This is a genomic window from Saccharopolyspora phatthalungensis, assembly GCF_014203395.1.
GTDB lineage: Bacteria > Actinomycetota > Actinomycetes > Mycobacteriales > Pseudonocardiaceae > Saccharopolyspora > Saccharopolyspora phatthalungensis.
The window spans coordinates 1,905,703-1,924,886 of record NZ_JACHIW010000002.1; the positions used below are offsets into that span (position 1 = coordinate 1,905,703).

11 protein-coding genes and 1 pseudogene are annotated in these 19,184 nt (G+C 66.1%); 6 read left to right on the forward strand and 6 right to left on the reverse strand.

What is annotated here, in order from left to right:
* Nucleotides 1-9 precede the first annotated feature (9 nt).
* A complete protein-coding gene (locus BJ970_RS34550; protein WP_184732013.1) occupies nt 10-1,410 on the reverse strand; it encodes a sugar porter family MFS transporter in 1,401 nt (466 codons plus the stop codon).
* Nucleotides 1,411-2,165: 755 nt separating this feature from the next.
* Between BJ970_RS34550 and BJ970_RS34555 the strand changes: the two genes are divergently transcribed.
* Nucleotides 2,166-3,068 (forward strand): 1-aminocyclopropane-1-carboxylate deaminase/D-cysteine desulfhydrase, encoded by a 903-nt coding sequence (locus BJ970_RS34555; protein ID WP_312864607.1) that lies wholly within the window; start codon nt 2,166-2,168, stop codon nt 3,066-3,068.
* A gap of 535 nt (nt 3,069-3,603) precedes the next feature.
* Nucleotides 3,604-4,344 (forward strand): SDR family oxidoreductase, encoded by a 741-nt coding sequence (locus BJ970_RS34560; RefSeq protein WP_184732015.1) that lies wholly within the window; start codon nt 3,604-3,606, stop codon nt 4,342-4,344.
* Between the two features lie 160 nt (nt 4,345-4,504).
* Here BJ970_RS34560 and BJ970_RS38580 read toward each other — a convergent pair.
* The 3 genes and pseudogenes from BJ970_RS38580 to BJ970_RS34575 all read right to left on the reverse strand — a co-directional run.
* Nucleotides 4,505-4,714, reverse strand: a pseudogene (locus BJ970_RS38580) (transcriptional regulator); the annotation flags it as partial.
* 255 nt (nt 4,715-4,969) lie between these two features.
* On the reverse strand, nt 4,970-5,161 hold the full coding sequence (locus BJ970_RS34570; RefSeq protein ID WP_184732018.1) for a hypothetical protein: 192 nt from the start codon (nt 5,159-5,161) through the stop codon (nt 4,970-4,972).
* 99 nt (nt 5,162-5,260) lie between these two features.
* Nucleotides 5,261-5,404, reverse strand: coding sequence for a hypothetical protein (locus tag BJ970_RS34575; protein WP_184732020.1), 144 nt, complete (start codon nt 5,402-5,404; stop codon nt 5,261-5,263).
* Between the two features lie 1,045 nt (nt 5,405-6,449).
* Here BJ970_RS34575 and BJ970_RS34580 point away from each other — a divergent pair.
* A complete protein-coding gene (locus BJ970_RS34580) occupies nt 6,450-7,667 on the forward strand; it encodes a helix-turn-helix domain-containing protein (protein WP_312864608.1) in 1,218 nt (405 codons plus the stop codon).
* A 134-nt stretch (nt 7,668-7,801) separates the two neighbouring features.
* Nucleotides 7,802-7,993 (forward strand): PQQ-binding-like beta-propeller repeat protein, encoded by a 192-nt coding sequence (locus BJ970_RS39785; RefSeq protein ID WP_184732024.1) that lies wholly within the window; start codon nt 7,802-7,804, stop codon nt 7,991-7,993.
* Nucleotides 7,994-8,014: 21 nt separating this feature from the next.
* Here the strand turns inward: BJ970_RS39785 and BJ970_RS34590 are convergent, their stop codons facing one another.
* A complete protein-coding gene (locus BJ970_RS34590) occupies nt 8,015-16,999 on the reverse strand; it encodes a WXG100-like domain-containing protein (protein WP_184732026.1) in 8,985 nt (2,994 codons plus the stop codon).
* Between the two features lie 240 nt (nt 17,000-17,239).
* Here BJ970_RS34590 and BJ970_RS34595 point away from each other — a divergent pair, with 240 nt between their 5' ends.
* Entirely contained in the window at nt 17,240-17,476 is a 237-nt protein-coding gene (locus tag BJ970_RS34595) for an AzlD domain-containing protein (protein WP_246472165.1), read from the forward strand.
* Between the two features lie 291 nt (nt 17,477-17,767).
* On the opposite strand, the gene BJ970_RS34600 is transcribed toward BJ970_RS34595, so the two are convergent.
* Complete coding sequence (locus BJ970_RS34600; protein WP_184732028.1) at nt 17,768-17,929, reverse strand: hypothetical protein; 162 nt, start codon at nt 17,927-17,929, stop codon at nt 17,768-17,770.
* A 970-nt stretch (nt 17,930-18,899) separates the two neighbouring features.
* Between BJ970_RS34600 and BJ970_RS34605 the strand changes: the two genes are divergently transcribed.
* On the forward strand, nt 18,900-19,184 hold the full coding sequence (locus BJ970_RS34605) for a hypothetical protein (protein WP_312864609.1): 285 nt from the start codon (nt 18,900-18,902) through the stop codon (nt 19,182-19,184).

A 19,184-nucleotide genomic window follows, 5' to 3' on the forward strand; every position in this document is an offset into this window, starting at 1 on the left:
CTCCGGTACTCATCCGGCCAGCGGTGGTTCCTCCGATCGGAACCGCTTGCCGCGCCGGAACTCCTTCTCCAGCGATTCCAGGCTTCGCTGCTTGGTCTCGGGCACTATCCACTTGACGATCGGGAAGATGATCACTCCCGCGGCGGCGTAGGCGAGGAACACGATCCCCGCCCCCACCAGCGAGGTGAACGTGGGGAAGGTGAGCGCGACGAAGAAGTCCGTCAGCCAGTTGAACAGCGTCGCCAGGGCCATCGCCGCGCCGCGGATCGCCAGTGGGAAGATCTCCGCCAGGACCACCCACAGCACCGGTCCCCAGGTGGCGGAGAAGGTGTTGGTATACGCCACGAACGCGGCGACCGCGATCCCGAACAGCGCGGGCGACTCGGGCGGCAGGAGCAACGCCGCCGCCCCCACCGCGAACAGGCTCGCCGACATGCCCACCAGCCCCGCGAGCAGGACGGGCTTGCGGCCCCACCGATCCACGACCTTGAGGCGCACCACGATCGCGATCGTGGCGATGTTCACCAGCCCGTTCAGGAACGTGAACAGCAGTGCCGTGACGTCGGAGACCCCGAAACTGGTCAGCACGGTGGGGGCGTAGTAGACGATGGTGTTGATACCGGTGATCTGCTGGAACACGGCGAGCAGCGCGCCCAGCACCAGCAGGCGGCGCACCCAGCCGGCGGACACGTGGGCGCCGAGCCGGGCGTCCCGCTGCTCGCGTTCGAGGGTGATGATCTCGGCGAGTTCCCGGTCGGCGGCGGCCTCGTCGCCACGCAGGCCGACAAGGAGCGCGCGTGCCTGCTCGGGGTGTCCCCGACGGACCAGTGACCGGGGCGTGTCCGGCGCGGCCAGCAGGCCCAGGACCAGCACCACGGCGGGGAACACGCCGATGAGGATCATCCAGCGCCACGAAGCGACGAAGGCCAGTGCATACCCGCAGGCGGCGGCCAGGGCCGTGCCCACGATGATCATGTACTGGTTCAGCGAGGTGATCCAGCCACGGCCGCCGGCGGGCGCCATCTCGGCCAGGTAGAGCGGCACGACCACCGACGCGATGCCGATCCCCAGCCCGATGATGAACCGGAACAGCACCAAAGTGGCGACCGTCGGGGCCAAGCCCGCACCGAGCGCGCCGATGCTGAACACCACCCCGGCGGTGAGCAGCAGGCGTTGGCGTCCCTGCCAGTCTGCGGCCGGCCCGCTGACCAGCGCCCCCACCATCGCGCCGACGACCGTCGCGCTGACCACGGCGCCTTTGAGCAGCGGCGTCAGCGGCAGTTCGTGCGGAATGAACAGGATCGCGGCCGAGATGATCCCGTTGTCGTAACCGAACAGGATCGCCGCCAGCGATCCCAGCGCGTAAACACGCCGTGTAGCGCCCCCGAGTTTCGGGGAGGGCGTTGCCATCGACCACCTCCATACGGAAGGCCGCTGCGGGTTGCTCAGCGCAGCGGACCGGCCACGTCATGCCTTTCACCCGCCGAAGGCACGCTCCGGATCGCGGTGCCTTCCTCAGGTCGAGGCGGGAAGGAGTCCGCGCGTTCCGGTTCGGCTGGCTGAACCTGTTCTCGTGTAGTAACGGGCACCGGGGAGAACCGCGAAAAGGTGAACGTCGATCGCGCCGCCCCCTCGGCGCGCCCATCACACCCCTGGTACCCCGCGACACGGCCGCTAATACCTACCGCCATCAAGACCCCTGGTCATGTCGATGTAGCGCGAACTGGGTCAGGGAGTAGACCTTGATCACTTTTCCGCAACCCGCCCGTGCGCGCAACCCGCGCATGTGTCCAAAGACCTCCGACATCTGCGCGAATTTCGTAACCCGTCGTGACCGTTGCCGTCTGGCGGCGGTGGTCACGCCGGCTCGTGGTGGCTGTGGTGCGGCTGGGCGACTGCTGCGTCGGTTCGCTGCCGACCTGCAGGGTTCCACCCGGCATGCCTTGTACATCCCGGTGCTGGTGGCCGTGCGGTTCGGTCGCTGCTGCTGATGCCTTGGCGGACTGTTCGGTTTGGTGGCGTGGTCGGCCCTACTGGCTGGCGCGGTGCTGCATTCGAGTGGTCTTGATCCGGGCGGCTTCGGGCGCTTGTTTCGCTGTTCGCTGTCAGGACGCACGCGCCCCCTTACGCCTATCGCGCCGATGCCTCGCGAGTATGCTCGCTCCGTGGCAGGGATCAGTGACTTCGCCGTGCAGGTTCCGTCGCCTCTCGTCGAATTGCGAGACATGGCGTTAGACCGGCACGACATTCGCCTGTACCTCAAACGTGACGATCTCATCCACCCTGATATCCCTGGCAACAAATGGCGCAAGCTTAAGTACAATATTGCAAGCGCCAAGGAACAGAACGCAACGAGCTTGCTCACCTTCGGCGGCGCCTATTCGAATCACATCCGCGCCACGGCGGCCGCCGGACACTATATTGGTTTTCGGACTATCGGCATCATTCGAGGCGAGGAACATCTTCCGCTCAATCCTTCGCTAGATTATGCCGTGAGCCTGGGGATGCACCTCTCGTACCTGGATCGGGCGAGCTACCGCACTAAGACTTCGCCGGCGATACTCAACCAGCTTCACGATATGTTCGGTGAGTTCTACTTGATACCGGAAGGGGGAAGCAACGAACTTGCACTGGCGGGCTGCAAGGAACTGCCACAAGAGATAGACATCAATTTTGATACAATATGTTGCGCCTGCGGCACGGGCGGTACGTTGGCGGGGATAGCGGCAGGACTCAGGCCAGGACAGCAGGCGCTAGGTTTCTCGGTCCTCAAGGGCGGAGATTTTTTGCGCAATGATGTTTCCGACCTGCAAAGGCGAACGTTTGGCGAAGACACCGGCAATTGGTCGATAGCGTGCGATTTCCACATGGGCGGTTACGCTCGCCGCAACCGCGAGCTGGATGATTTTATCGAGTCTTTCGAGCGTCGACACGGGTTTCGCCTGGACTGGGTATACGTTGCAAAGATGATGTACGGAATCTTCTCCATGATCGAGCAGGGCAAGTTCCCGCAGGGCACGACGTTGATTGCGGTAGTCACGGGCGAACGGCAGCCGTTAGATGTCTGATCGGGCAGCGCCCTCAGGGCTTCGGCCAGTGCCGGACGGACCAGGCGACGCGCGGTCGGCAACGCCTGTTCGGCTGGGCCGCCGAGTTGATCGCGGACAGCCGGACGAGACGGGAGGACCGCTCCGTCGAGCTGATTCGTCGTCGTATGACGCACATTCGTTCCCGATCGTTGTGGTCGCAACTGCTACTTCGTGACGGCCAAAGCGCCTCCGGGTGTCATACCCGGCGGCGAGCATGTAGTCCAGCGCCGATCTGCTGTCCCGCCGCAACAGCCAACCTTCAGCCGAACGAGAAAAGTCGTTTACCGCAACGGTGTTTGCGACGGATGGATGGTGCCCTCCTTCTGCTGGCGCCACTTGCTTGCGACCCACGGGCGACCGTGCTCAACTGGTCGGCGGCCGTCTCCGACACGCCCTAGCCGCAGCAGGAAAGACGAGGTCTGTCCATTGCGAACTCGACAACGACCATGCGCGCGGAGCGAGACCAACAGCCAACCCGTCGCGTCTCGCCGCGCCGCGAGTGGCAGGGGGCGTGATGGGCGCTCTCGATGAGCGTGTCGCCGTGGTGATCGGAGGATCCCGGGGCATCGGACGCGCGATCGTGCAGCGATTAGTCGCCGACGGCGCGGCCGTGCTGTTCAGTTACCACCACCGCGAAGACCTCGCCAAGGAACTCGTCACAGACCTGCGAGCACAGGGCAGGCGAGCGCATGCGGTGCGGGCGAACCTGCCAGATCTCGAGGACGTCCGCACGCTGTTTGACGAATCGGAACGACTCTTCGGTGGCGTCGACATCCTCGTGGCGAACGCGGGCACGGGCGCCGATATGTCCATTGTAGACACGACCGAGGAGTTCTACGACTGGCTGATGGCGGTCAACGCCAAGGGCACGTTCTTCGCCATCCAGCAGGCCGCGAAGCGCATGCGCGACGCGGGCAGCGTGATCACCGTGTCCTCGGTCAGTACCGCATTGCCCGCACCGGGTGCGGCCGTGTACGCGGCGACCAAAGCAGCGGTCGAACAGTTCACGCGGGTCGCGGCCTGGGAGCTTGCCGAGCGGGGTATCAGGGTCAACGCCGTGTCGCCCGGCGCCACCGACACCGATCTGCTGCGCCTGGCCAACAGTGCCGAAACGCTGGAGACCGCCGTCGCGATGACGCCCCTGGCTCGGCTCGGACACCCCCAGGACATCGCCGGAGTAGTCGCCTTCCTCGCCGGCCCCGACGCCGGGTGGATCACCGGCCAGAACATCCGCGCGACCGGAGGGATGGGCTGAGGCCCCCGAGCCCGCCCCTCGAAGGCAGCCATGACGGAAAGGCCGCATCATGAACGACCACTGCGGTAACCTGCCGACCAGCACGCGCGTACCGGAAACCGCAGACTATCCGCTGGCTCGCACGTGCGGGCGATGCCGTCCTGCCCGTCATCCCGGCGGCCAACCGCGACGCGACCGACTCCAGGACACTGTCCGAGACGCCTCTGAGGCTGCCGCGTTCCATCCGCGTGTAGTACTCGACGCTGATGCCGACGAGCATCGCGACCTCGCCCCTGCGCAATCCAGCCACTCGGCGGTTGCCGCCGAAGGCGCTCCGTCCGGCCTGCTCGGGCCCGATCTTGGCGCGGCGGGACGTCAGGAACGTTCGCATTCCGGCGCGGTCGTCCACGGGCCCAGGCTAGGCACGTCGGCAAGCCGCTGGGAGGTCCTGTCGGTACACCCCTCCCCGTCTCTAGCGCTCTCACCAGCCGAAAGGCGGGCGGAGCCAGGGGGTGTGCCGTCCGCCACGAGTGACGTCCGGCGCTGAGAGCCGTCCGAATCGCACGACGTGCGCGGGCGTGCTCGTGGTTGTTCGGGCCGCGAGAGGAGTCGCTGCACGGCCTAGAGTGCGGCGTGCTGGCGCTGCCTACGCCGTGGACTCGGCAAGCTCGTCCAGTTCCTTGAGCCGCCGGTCGCATTCCGCCGCTACGGCGAGCATTTCCTCCCGGTGGCGCTGGGCGAGGTTCCACCGCCGTTCTTCGAGGGCGATGTTCATGTGGTGCTCGGCGCGTCGGGAGCGGTCGTCGAGCTCTTCCATGGTGCATTGGTTCAGAATCATGGGCTGGCTACCTGGCGTCGGGTTTCTGCGGGGGTGCTGCTACGTAGTACACGGGGCAGCGGTCTTCGGGGGTTCGCGATCACAGCTGGAATGTTGCCGTCACCGCGCGGCACCCACGCCGATGGCGGCCCGCACGGCTTCCGCATGGGTCCGGTAAACCGTCCGAGCGCTGTCCGGGCCCGGGGTGGCTCGGGTGCCCTCCTGGTCGCAGATCCACGCGCCGATGAACAAGTTGCGATACACGTGTGGCTTGTGGGGACTGCGGGACGGAGAACGGCGCTGGTGCGGTGCGAAGTCAAAGATCGCTGCGTTACCGGCGGGCTCGAAGGAGGTGGTTCGGGGCGTGTACATGGTCTAGGGGTCCTGGGCTCGGGGTACATTTCGGTCGGTACCGGTCCAGCGTGGTCGGCCAGGCGCCCGAGAAACATGGGGAGACTACTTAGGCGGCTACGTATTTCCGGGACTATCGCCTCTATACGGGTCACGTAGCGACCTACTCGGCTGCCCACGCCCCCTCGTCGACCGGCACCGCGCCCCTCCCGGGTGCGCCGCTGGCTACGGGGCAGTCCGCGGAAGTATGCCAACGTCTGTTCGAAGTACGCAATGGGTAGGTAGCCCAAGGCGGCACATCCGCTGCGTGCATAGCGGCTACTTGATCAGTTAGTAAGGTCGCGCGGCCCGCCTCGGATGGCCTACCCAGGCCACTAGTTGTCGTCACAACGAAGCTGACGGAGGCCTTTTGCGGAATCCGCTGATGCGGCGTTTCGAGTCTTTGCGAAAGCGTCGGGAGACAACGTCAGCCGTCGGCCAGCGACCGAAGCACCAGGTATATCAGGGATGGAGACCCACCAATGACCGAAACGGTCAAGGACGCCGTAGGATTCAGCAACGAAGTGGAGCTCCGCAAGCAAAACCGACTCGACGGCCCCCGCTCGACCCTGCGAGCCAGCTCGATGGCACCTGCCGAGTTCGACGGTCGCCAGCTCGACAGCCGTGAGCGAGTGAGCAGCATCGGACTTGGCGGCTCCCAGCTCGATCACTGTTCGTTCGACCATCGCTGCCTGCGAGTAGCACCGAACTCGATGGCCGCCAGCGCCGCCCAGCACTCGACGAACCGTGAGTACCGAGCGACTCGCTGCCAGACGGGCATTGTGAGGTGCGGGCACTGCCTCGTCACGACGAGATGATCCCGATACGCTCGTCTATGCCTCTTCGCGGAGGACACCGCCCCCGGTTGGCCGCCGGGGGCTTCCGCGAAGAGCATCCCTCCGCGACGAATGGGTGATCCGTGGATATCGACGACGCGCACATCGGGCGACGGGTCCGAGAGATCCGAACGTGGCGCAAGATGAGCCAGGAAGCGACAGCCGAACTGGCGGGCATGACCGGCGCGTACCTGAGCATGATTGAACGCGGCGTGCGGCCAGTGACTAGGCGATCCACACTCGAATCGCTCGCGGACGCATTGCGCGTCGCACCGAGTGAACTGACGGGCCAGCCCTATGTTACGAATGACCCATTGACGTCTGAGATTCACGCAGCGCTCTCCGGCGTTGAGTCCGCGCTAGAAGTCTACGAACTCGGTGTCGATCCCGGCGTGAAACCCCGCCCTTGGTCGGAGTTGTCCAGCGCGGTCCAGCACCTCACAGGAACCCTGCGCGGGGACGCTAATTACGCCGAGCAGGGCGCCGTACTGCCGGATCTGCTCGGCGAACTGCACACTGCCTACGTCCACGACCCACAGCACCGACGCGAGGTACTCATCGCATTGGTGTACTCGTATCGAACCGCCGCTTCGGTGTGTAAGAACCTTGGAGTCCGCGGGCTTCCACTTCTCGCTGCTCGCGCGGCACAGCGCTGCACCGAGGAACTTGGCGACCCGGAATGGCTCGGATACGCCGCTTATCTACGGGGCATCATGGGCGGTCCACAAAGCCGATCCCACCAGTACACACTCTCGGTCCGAGCGATCGACGGCCTAACCGCCAGTATGTCGGGCTCGTCTGTGCTGCAAGTCGCTGGCACATTGCACCTGAATGCGGCGTTGGCTGCTGCTGTTCAGCGGGACGCAGACCAAGCTCACGAGCATCTCAATGAAGCTGCCCGGCTGGCCGACGAACTACCGCCGCATCACAGCAATTTCGCCGGTCTCTACTTCGGGCACGACAACGTCGCTTTGTGGATGGTGTCGCTGGGCACCGAACTGGGGGAAGGGCCGAAAGTCGCCGAATTGGCGCGCAACGGTCGCCCCGAGGTAATCCCGCTGCGTTCGTGGCAAGCCACGTATTTTGCTGATCTTGGGCGTGCGCTGGCGACTGACCGCAAGACTCGCGACGTAGGACTGCGGCAGATCCTCAAAGCGGAGTCCATTGCTCCACAGTGGACACGAAACAATCCACTTGTACGGGAGACTGTGCTAGACCTGCTTGCCGCAGCGCGTCGCGACGCTGGTGGCCGGGATCTGCGCGGCCTCGCACACAGAATGGGCGTTGCTCCTACCGGGTGACATTCAAGCTGTTAGGGCCGTGCTGTTGATCTTCCGTAACCGAGCGAGGAAACGCGGGCCCGGGCCGGAATTTCCCCAATTTTAGGCAAAATGGGAGAAGTCCCCGGAAACAGGGCTGTCACACGGTCGAGTCGGTGCAGCAATATCACCCCGGGCAGATCCAGTCCGCTGGTCCAGGAGCTCGCCGCCCTGGAACGGAAGGCGAAGGCGGTGAAGAACGCTGGAGCCTGTCCATCGGTCACTCCATCTGGTCGTCCCCGGTGGTAGCCGATGGGGTGGTGTATGTCGGCAGCGACGACAGCAACCTGTACGCGGTTTTCGTCTAGAGAGACGTTCCCGCCAACGTATCACCACCACTGTTCGGGGAAGTAGCTCTCGTTCATCGGGCCGCTAGGCCAAGACTGACGACGCCGCGATCCGCTCTCGTCGGTGGTCGTGGGCCCGGCCTCCTCCTCTGGCTCCTCCGCAATCGTGTCCAGCGCGGCCGGGCGGTCCCGGCCGCTTGACTGATCAGCGTCGCCCGACTGAGCCAACTGATAGAGCCTTACCAACAGCTCGCGCCGTTCCCGCTCCATCGCGTCGTCCGGGCTGCCGGCGTCGCTCGGCGATTCCACCGCCGGCAACTCATTACCCGGCTGCGCTTCACTACCCGAGTGGGAAAGGAACCCACCACCGGCCTCCGGACCCCCACTCACGTTCGCAGTGTCGGCCAGGTACTCGTGCAGTCGCTGCCGCAACGCCTCGGCAGCCGCCCGATCGTTTGGAGCCCGCAGCAGCTGATGCGCCATGACAAGCTGGTACTCCGCCGCCGGCCCACCCTTGAGCACCTCACCGGCCTCAGCGAGCAACCCCACGACAACCTCACGCCCCTGCCGAGACATCACGCTGAGCAACGCCGCACGAGCCGCACTCGTCAACGCATCCAGCTCTCGCACCGCTGCATCATGCCGGGCCTGCCGCACCCGCACGACAGCTGCGGCAGCAGCCTGCGCCTCGTTCCGCAACGCCGCTACATCCACGCCCTCTAAGAACTGCTGCTGCGCGATGTCCGACCAGTACTCCACCCGCGCTAGCAATTCAGGCGCATAGGGCGCTGAGACATCAACCAACAGCGACCGCAGCGAATCCACCGACCCCATCAGCTCAAATCCCACCTTCATCTGCTCAGCCCAATCAGTTTCCTGCGCCGGCTCACCCTCCGTCCACCCCGCACCCACCAGGTCGGGAGCACCCCACGACCACCCCTCAATCCCCATCGGATCGAACGTCGGCTCGGCGGGCATGGCGTCAACCGGACCACTACTCGCAGGCCACTCCAACAACGGCACATCCACTTGCGGATTCGGCTCGACGGCCATCGCGCCCACCGGACCACTACTCGCAGGCCACTCCAACAACGGCACATCCACTTGCGGATTCGGCTCGGCGGGCATGGCGCCCACCGGACCGCTACTGGCAGGCCACTCCAACAACGGCACATCCACTTGCGGATTCGGCTCGACGGCCATCGCGCCCACCGGACCACTACTGGCAGGCCACTCCAACAACGGCACATCCACTTGCGGATTCGGCTCGACGGCCATCGCGCCCACCGGACCACTACTGGCAGGCCACTCCAACAACGGCACATCCACTTGCGGATTCGGCTCGACGGCCATCGCGCCCACCGGACCACTACTGGCAGGCCACTCCAACAACGGCACATCCACTTGCGGATTCGGCTCGACGGCCATCGCGCCCACCGGACCACTACTGGCAGGCCACTCCAACAACGGCACATCCACTTGCGGATTCGGCTCGACGGCCATCGCGCCCACCGGACCACTACTGGCAGGCCACTCCAACAACGGCACATCCACTTGCGGATTCGGCTCGGCTTCGGCCTGGCCAGTCAACTCCAGCCCCCACAGCAGCTGCTCCCACTCCGGCACACCCAACTCCGGCCAGGCCGAACCACCCTCGCTCTCGATCTCCCGAAGTCGCATCGCCGCCCAATCCTTGCTCCTTCCCAACCTCTTCCCCAATTCGTTGCCGGTGTAGGGCCTGCCCGCCGCACGAGCACGACGGGCCTCCTCCCACGCTTCCTGCCATTCCTGCTGGTAGTCTTGCTCCCGCCGCGACTGGGTCACGCCACCCTCATTGATCTCCCCAAGCCGGTTATGACCCCACGCCGAGCTCATCCCGAACATGTTCCCCAACGTTTCACCGGTGTGGGGCTGCTGCGCGTCCCGAGCACGACGCGCCTCCGCGCGCGCCGACTCCCGCTCCCGCTCCGTCTCCGTTCCCGTCTCTGGCGCTGGCTCTGGCTCTGGCTCTGGCTCTGGCTCTGGCTCTGGCTCTGGCAAGGCCGACACGGCCACCTCACGGTCAGCACTGGCTTCCGCAGACCACGCCTGACTCCACTGTTCGCTCGTCCCGAGCTCTCCCCATCCCGTGGCGTTGTCGGGTTCATCCGCCTCACCAGCAAAATCACCGGGCCCCACGGGCCTTCGTAGGGCACCTTCATCTCCCGAATCATCGGCACGCCCCCGTTTGCGGCCACGGCTCGCACCGATCGAATCCGTTTGGCCAACCCCACGTTTCGCACCGAACACCGACGGCCCCGAACTTGGGTCCGGACGCTGGTCGCCGCCCGGCGCGGAGCCAGCACCCGGAAACGCCCCCGGAACGGGATGATGGTCCACCTCGCGCCGCACCCGCTCGACCAACGCCCGAGCGTCGTTCACCCGCTTCCGCAAATCCGCCAGCCGCGAATCAGCAAACCCCTGCCGCCTCAACATGTCCGACCACAGCTCGACCCGCTCCCGCAACTTGGGCATGTAGCTCTCCGGCGCACCCAGCAAGAGCGCCCGCAATTCGTCCACCGACGACGTCAGCTCGTGGACCAGCTGCGCCCTCTCGACCGAATCCGCGCTCATCGCCGGCTCGCCCCCGGACGCCACGGCCGGATCAGCGGTATTCGCCGTATCCCATCCAAATCCCGACGCCTGCGGAGCGGTCTCCGGATTAGCCGACCACATATCCCACAGCTCGGCAGCGTCCGGATCGAACCCCCACGTCATGGGAATATCCGCCGACTCCGTCATGGAAATATCGGCTGGCGCGGTCATGTCCTTGATCTGCTCGCTGTCCGTAACTTCCGAAAATATCGGGGCATCCGCCCAGGGATCCTCTCCCGCTCCGGCGTGGACGGCCAGCCCTGTCCCCCGCGTATTAAGTCTGGTGGCCAATTGCTGGGAAAACCGCACCGCAACATCGTGGCCATACTCACCGACCCGCGCCGCGACCAGAGCCACCACGTCGTCGAGCGACACATCCGCATCGCCACGTGCCAGGTTCACCACATCATGTGTGCCCTGCACGATCCGCAGCGCCACATCACGCGGCCACTCCGCCGAACGAGCCCGCTCGACCTCCCGGCGCAGATCCGCCGTCGTCCACTGCGCCAGCACCCCGCTCACTACCTGCGCAACAAACGCCTCAGCATCGTTCGCCTGCTTCCGCAAATCCGCGAGCGCAATGGCATCAAACTCGCCCTGCCCCAACATTGCCGACCACAGCTCAATCCCCTCCCGCAACCCCGGCATATAACCCTCCGGCGCGCCAGTCAGCATTCCCCGCAAGGCTTTCACCGACATCGTCAACGCGGAAACCAACCGCGACCGCTCATCCGCAGGCACGTCCGGGTGCGGTGCCGTCTCCGACGGTGCGATGTTCGCGATGTCGTGCCGCGACGATTCCCCATACGCCGACGAATCAAACGCAGGCTCGGTGGCCGTACCACCAGCCGCACCGCTTCCGGCGGACTGCGGGATCGCCGCAACATCCACCCACGGACCCGTCGCCGGCCACTCCGCCACATCCATTGACTCAAAACCCGGCTGCGGCCCCACGGCAACAGTGGGTTGCGCCGACGGGTCGCCCGCCACCGGCGCACCACCCCCAGAAGGTGGCGCCCCAATGTCCCCGATATCCGCGAGAAGTTCCGTGCCCCATTCCAGCCCCAATTGGCGCGCGTTCGCCGACCCTGTGGCGGGGTAGGATCCACCGGTGGCACGAGCAGGACCCGCCTCCGCTTGCCCAGTCTCCGGCACCTGCTCCAGATCCTCCAATGTGGACTCGACCAGACGGTCCTCATCGCTGATCTCCTTAAGCCGCGCCGATCCCCACCCCTTGGCCTTGCCGAACTTCGCCCCCAACGCCGTGCCGCTGTAGGGCATGCCCGCATCCCGAGCGCGACGCGCCTCCGCCCGCGCCTCCTCCCTTTCCCGCTCCGCCACATCCCGCCGACTCCGCCCGCCCGCTTCTTCGACCTCACGAAGCCGCGCAAAACCCCACGTTTCACCCTTTCCGAACTTCTCCCCCAACGCCTTTTTGGTGTAGGGTCGACCCTCCGCAAGAGCGCGCCGCGCCTCCGCCCGCGCCGCCTCCCTTTCCCGCTCCTCCACATCCCGCTTACTCGTACCTCCCGCGTCCTTGATCTCGGTAAGCCGCGCCGAAGCCCACCTTTCGCCCTTCCCGAACTTCTCCGCCAGCTCCTTCCTGCCGTAGGGCCGACCCTCCTCAAGAGCGCGACGCGCCTCCGCCCGCTCCTGCTCGTCCACATCCCGCCGACTCACACCGCCCTCACCCCTGATCTCCCCAAGCCGCGCCGAACCCCACCACTCGCTCTTCCCGAACTTCTCCCCCAACGCCGTGGCAGTGTAGGGAGCACCGGCATCACGAGCACGGCGCGCCTCGACCCGTCCCGCCTCCCGTTCCTGCTCCTCCAAATCCTGCCGGCTCGCGCCAAGCTCATCCCTGATCTCCCTAAGCCGCGCCGCAGCCCACCAGTCGCTCTTCCTGAACTTCTCCGCCAGCGCCGTGGCGGTGTAGGGAGCACCGGCATCACGAGCACATCGCGCCTCCGCCCGCGCCGCCTCCCGTTCCTGCTTCGGTTTCTCCGATGCCAGCCGACGCGCATCTCCCTCGTCACCGATCTCCGCAAGCCGCGACGCACCCCATTTCGAGCCTCTACCGAACTTTTCCGCCAATCCTGCCGCGGTGTAGGGCTCACCGGCATCCTCTGCACGACGCGCCTCCGCCCGCGCTGCTTCCCTTTCCTGCTCGCCCGATGACTGCTGGCTCGCGTCCTCCGCACCGCTGATCTCCGCAAGCCGCAACGCACCCCACGTAGCGTGCTTTCCGAATTTCTCCCCCAACGTCTTACTGCTGTAGGGCTCGCCCGCATCCCGTGCACGTCGCGCCTCCGCCCGCACCGCCTCCCTTGCCCGCTCGTCCAATGCCTGTCGGCTCGCACCATCCTCACCCTTGATCTCCGTAAGCCGCGCCAAGCCCCACCCTTTGGCCTTGCCGAACTTCGCCCCCAATGTCTTGGCGCTGTAGGGCTCGCCCGCATCCCGTGCGCGACGCGCCTCCGCCCGCCCCGCCTCCCGCAGCTGCTCCAGGTCCTCCGATGCCCGCTCGCTCACCTCATGCTCCCCCTGCCCGCTCACGTCACGCTCACTCGGCCGGCCCGCATCACTCCCAGCCTTGATTTCCGCAAGCCTCTCTCGGCCCCACCGTTCGCCCATCCCGAACTTCTTGCCCAAACGCGCGCCGTTATAGGGCTCGCCCGCGTCACGAGCACGACGCGCCTCCTCCCGCGCCGCCTCTCGCAACCGGTCGGCATTGGCAAGCCTTTCGCGTCTAGCACCGGGCCCCGTTAGCCTACGTTCGGCTCCTGCCTCGATCGAATCGTTGGAACGACCCCGCTTTCGGCCGCTCCTCTTACCGTCCGGAGCCGTACCGCCGACGTCACGGTCAGTGTCCACACCAGACGCCAACATCGTCTCCGCATCCGGTCCGGCGATTTCGTCGTCACCCAGCGCGGATTCGGGACCGGGGCCCTGAACCGACTCGGGCGCGGGGTGGGAGTCCAGCGGCCCCTCAACCTCGTCCGCGCCCACCGTCGACCCAACGCGCGACGGGACGGCCGAGTCGGCAGCACCCGGCTCCGCCATACCCCATCCAGAACCCAAGAACTGCTCAAAGTCCACCGGATTAAGCGACCACGTCCCGAGATTATCAGCCAGTTCGGCGTCGCCGGGATCGAATCCCCACGTCATCGGAATGTCGAACGGCTCGGGTTCCATACCGCCGCCTTGCCCACTATCCGTACTTTCCCCCAACCCGGGGAGATCTGCCAATGGGTCCGGCTCCGCTCCAGCGTGAAGGGCCAGGCCCGTTCCCCGCATACCAAGTCTGTCCGCCAAGTCCCGGGAAAACCGGACCGCATCGGCACGACCAACCGCATCAATGCTCGCCGCGACCAAGGCCACCACGTCATCCAGCGACACGCCGGCATCGCCCCGCGCCAACGCCACCACATCGTGCGTGCCCTGCACAATCCGCACCGCCACGGCACGCGGCCCACCGACCGATCGAGCCCGCTCGACCTCACGACGCAGATCCGCCTCGGTCCACCCCGCAACCCCGGTCCAAACCGGTTGCTTTCCGGCATTGCCCCGCATATCCGGCTCAGACACGGCCGCGTCAATAGCCGCTGAGGCGGCGTCGGCGCCCGACACCGCCTCAACACCGCCTTCATCGGTCTGCCCCACAACCCTCGCCGCGCCGCCAGGAACAGCAGTCGACGAACTCGCCAAACCATCCAGCGCCTCGTGCCCCTGGCTCGCCTGCGTCGGCGCCTCAATCGGGCCCGGACCGCCCACCAGGCGCGGACGGGAGCCATCAGGCGCAAACCACATCCACCGCGGACCACTGCGACCACGGCCCGGCACCAACGCAACAACATCACGCCCCAGCCCCCGCGCCACCTCCAATGCCTGGCCCCGCGGCACCACACCAGAACCCGAACCCTCCCCCGACACCAACACCACGGGACCCGCACCCATGTCGCCAACCCGACCGCGCACGAACTCCACAACCCCACCACCGGAGGCCACCTCTACCGGCACCGACACCCGCACCGCACCCGAAGGCGACCCCGCCGGCCCCGCACCCGGCACCGCACCACCCGGCGACACCACCGCCGATGAATCCTGCAACACCGACGAGTCCGGCGATACCGACGGCTGCGGACCGTCATCCACCCGAGCCGCGTCAGCGTTCCCCGCAACGGAAGCCGCCCCCGCAGACATCCCAGGAGCGGTCGCACCACCCAATGCGGACTCCTGTCCAGGCGATGCGGCCCCGGCGTCTGTACCCGAGCCCACCTCAGCCGGCGGAGACGTTGTCGCCGACGCGACGGTGTCCGAAACATCGGGCGCATCAGCGGCACTCGTCAACGGCTTGTCCACGAGCGAGCCTGGCACGTGTGCCGCGGGCTCAACCCCCCGCACACCTTCCAGCGGAGCGCTCGGACTGTCCAGACTAGACGGTTCGGCGTCAGTGTGGTCGTCGCGCGGCGAATCGGCCCGGGAACCCCCGGCCGTCACCCCGCCGCCAGCGACCGCTCCGCCACCCGACTTTGGCGAATCCTGCCCCGCAAGAGAAGCCGGATGCCCCGGCCGCGCACCCGTACTGTTCGCGACAGACGAGCCAGTGGCGGCGTGGTCACTGCCAGCAACCGGGCCATCCGCCGGCGGTGCGCCGACATGGGAGGTCCCCGCCGTCACTACACCGTCGGGAACCGACGAACCGCTCCGGCCGCCCTCGGGAATGTCCAAGCTCGTTGCGGTGTGATCAGCGCTTGGCGGCGAACCGGCGCCGGAATCCCCTGCCGTCACATCACCATCGGAGACCGGCGAACCACCCTGGTTGACCGAATCCGACCCCGGCACAGGCCCCGGATTTTCCAGCAAACCACCACGACTGTCCACACCAGACGAGTCCGGAGCAGCGTGGTCGGCACCACTAGCCGGGCTGTACGGCGGCGGTGTCTCTGCCGTGGAATTCCCCGACTCGACCACGTACTCGTAACCCGGCGAGTCGTTGCGGACGACGTCGTGCCCCGGAGGCGTACTATACGGTGGCGGCGGCGTACCCAGCCTGTCCGGACCCAACACTGCGCCCGAGGCCGCTGCATCGCCCTCAAGCCACGACCCATCCCTCGAACCACCACCAGGCGTGGCCACCGCACCAGGCGGGGCAACGGATATCCCAGCGTGCACACCGGGCAGACCGTTCGGGGAGCCGGGTTTTTCGTCGAGAGTCTCCGAGAAGCCGGGCTTCTCGTTGTTCTCCGACCCGGGATCCGCCTTCAAGTCCTCGGACGTTTCCGAATCCGTGTCCGTGCTGGCGGACTCCTTCTCCTCGGCGGCGGTGTCCCGGGCTCGACCCTCCGGAGTCAACTGGCCCCGCAACGCCAGGCCCGCGATGTTCCCGATGCCCGAGCCCACCGCCTCCGACACCCCGGCGGTGAAGGAGAACGGATTCCATTGCGCCCCCTGACCACTCAGCGCCCCATACCCGGCCTCGCCGAACATCTCGGTCAGGCCCTCTTCCAGCGATTCGCCTAGCCCGTGACCGAAACGGGCCACCCACATCGCCCGCACCGACATCCCGGTGTAATCCTCAATATTCTTCGACACCACATCGGCAAAGCGCGCCATCGACGAGACCGGATACTGCTCGGCGTGCTCCTCCGCAGCGTGCTTGGCCGCCGCTGCCAACACCTCAGCATCGATCTTGTCACCCAAGCCGCGCACCAACACCTTGGTGATCGCATTACCCACCACATTGCCCAGCGCCGAGAGCGGCGCCGCCAGCAACCCGCTGAACGAACCGACCCCCACCGCCATCGTCGTCAGCTGGCCATCCCATTTCTTCCGCGTCCCCAGTGCGAACTGCAACCCCTGCGCCCCCGCATCCATCACCACCTGCAACCCGATCCCCACCACCTGGGCCATCGCCAGCCGCATGAACAGCTGCCCCCACCACCGCGACAGCAGAAACCGCATCACCGCGAACCGCGCGGCCAGCCACGCCATACTCGCCCCGCCCGTGGGCCCGGCCATCGCCACCGCCCACGCGATCTCCGCCACCAGCAGGAGCAAACCCCCCACCGTCACGAACTTCAGATACTGCACCTGCAACGCCAGATTCCGCACAAACCCCGCCAGCTCCCGCAACCCCGCACTTCCGGACTCCAACACCGGAGAAAACGCCGCCAACCGCTCGGTGAACCGGTCCGCCGCTTTGCCCGAGAATCCTCCCCGTACCCGCTCGACTACATCCCCCACCACCGGACCCAACGTCTCCACCGTCTCCGCACCCGACTCCAACCGCTCCGCCACCGCGAACAACGCGTCCTCGTCCGCATCCGTCATGTCTTCGCCGGTCAACACCTGAAAAAGCCGCCTCACCTCCTCCGGCACCAGCACCGACATCCGAAAACACCCAATCAGCTCACGCTTGAACTAGGCCGAACCGGCCATCGCACTGGTATTATGGGCCAGCTGCGCCCTCGCGCTAACCAATCACCCCCGCACGCGCGGCGATATGCGCGTTCAGCCACCCAAAAATCGGAAAAAAGGGAAGACCCGACGAGGCATACGCCCTGACCGCCCTGTTCACCGTGCTGGCCAACCTGGGCCCTGCGCGCCCTGCCCTTCACCGCCCTGGCTCCGCTGCGCGCGAGCGAGACCGTCCAGTACCTCAGCACCCGCATGCCCGTCGGCGCGATGGTGATCCTGCTCGTCTACTGCCTGCGCGATCTACCGCTGACCGGCCCGCACGCACTCGCCCCGGTGGCGGCCCTGGCCGCCACCGTCGGCCTGCACCTGTGGCGCTGGAACGCGTTGCTGAGCATTTTCGGCGGCACGACCGTCCATGTGCTCCTAGCCAGCACGCTATTGCCGCAGTGACCGGGCGTGGCGGGGCCATTTGGACCGCGGACGCGATCGTGAGGCCGAAGTGCCGCCGCCACCAACGAGAGGTTGGCGGGAAGGACCTTCCACTGTGGATCACGGGTGCGCGAGCTGCGGTGGGGACCGCACGTAACCGGTCCGGACTTCCAGGGTGTGCGGGCAAGCGCCCGCCGACAGAGCGGTAGCTCCTGTCTGCGCACAGACAGGAGCTACGTGTGAAATAACAGGGCTAAATTACGGCCAGAGTGCTGCGGTTAATTGAATGAGGTTGAAGGACTGCCAGCGTTATCAGCAGCCCCAGCCACCCCACCAACCACCCCAGCCCCAGCCCCAGCCGCCCCAGCCGCCGCGGCCCCAGCCGCCCCAGCCGCCGCGACTCCAACCGCCCCAGCCGCCGCGGCCACCGCCGCCCCAGCCGCCGCGGTTGGTGAAGATGGTGCTGATCTTCATTTTGATCCCTCGATGTTTCTGAGGAGTAGTAAGGATTCTCGTTGGATCTTCAGTTCAATCGTGCTGTGCTAGCGACAACACCGACGTGCCCCCCGAACACGTGCCGGCGCGGCATGGCCGGAAGTCCACGATCATTCATTGGAACTCGGGCGATGCAACAGCAGGCGCCCTTGCACTTTTTTGGTGTGCACTTGCAACCCTAGGGCCGACGGAACGCGACGAAAGGGACTTTCGCCCTCAGCACGATCAGTGACAGTCGTGTCACGAATAGTAATCAGCACCGCCCTTCGGTCGCAGCGCTCGGAATGCTGCCTTCGACGTTGCTCGCCCCCGTTCTCCTCGGCCCCCGCTGTGGCCCCTCGAACGGAACTCGAATTGACTCCATCATCGAGCGCAACACGCGATTCGTTGACTCGCTTGAGGAACGAGTCGCGGGCAGAAACTCGGCGGGTGGTCTCCGATGATCCAGTGCCCGGGGGTCGGCGATCATGGCTTCGGCAAGGCCCGTGGCGACTCCCCGGCCGATGATCGGTGCGAAGAAACCACTTCGACCTTGTCCCGAACTCCTTTAGCGGCAAAGTTCTTGGGCCGTGATTTTCTGATTTCGCCACGGATGCCATCCGCGATGATGTGCTTGACCGGACCACCGAAATGTCCATAATGGACACTGGTCCTCCTCGCCATCGGTGACGAACAGCCTCGACCGCGCGGCGCACGATCCGTGTGTTCGCTCGCCGGACCTGAGAGAAGTCTACTGTGGCTATTTTCCGCTCGATCGGGGTATGCGGCTACTTTCGAGTCTTCGGCACTCATTCTCCGGACGTAGACTCGCAATTTACCCGTTGTTAGTCCTACCTTGGGAGGTACCGTGGAGGCCAGACCCCAGAAAGCCAAGTCCTCTGGTGGCAATCCTGCCGCTCGCTCGCAGCCGGCCTCATCCAAGCAGGCCGGTCAGGCGCGGAAGGCGACCGTGAAGCTGCCGTTTGTGACGATGGAGTTTCACCGTCTGGATGTGCGTTTTCCGGGGCGGGAGGAGTTCGCGGGTGCGGTCAGCAGCGTGCGGGAGAATCTTCCCTCGCCGGGGCATCTGGCCTTTTACGGCGGTCTTGGCGCGTTGGCGGCGTTGTCGTTGATCGAGTGGCCCGTGGCGGCCGCGATCGGGATCGGCACGGTGGTGACGCAGCGCGCCGCCGGGGGAACCTCCGGTTCATCGCAGGCGAATTCGGGTTCGGCATCGGAGACCACCGCCACGTGA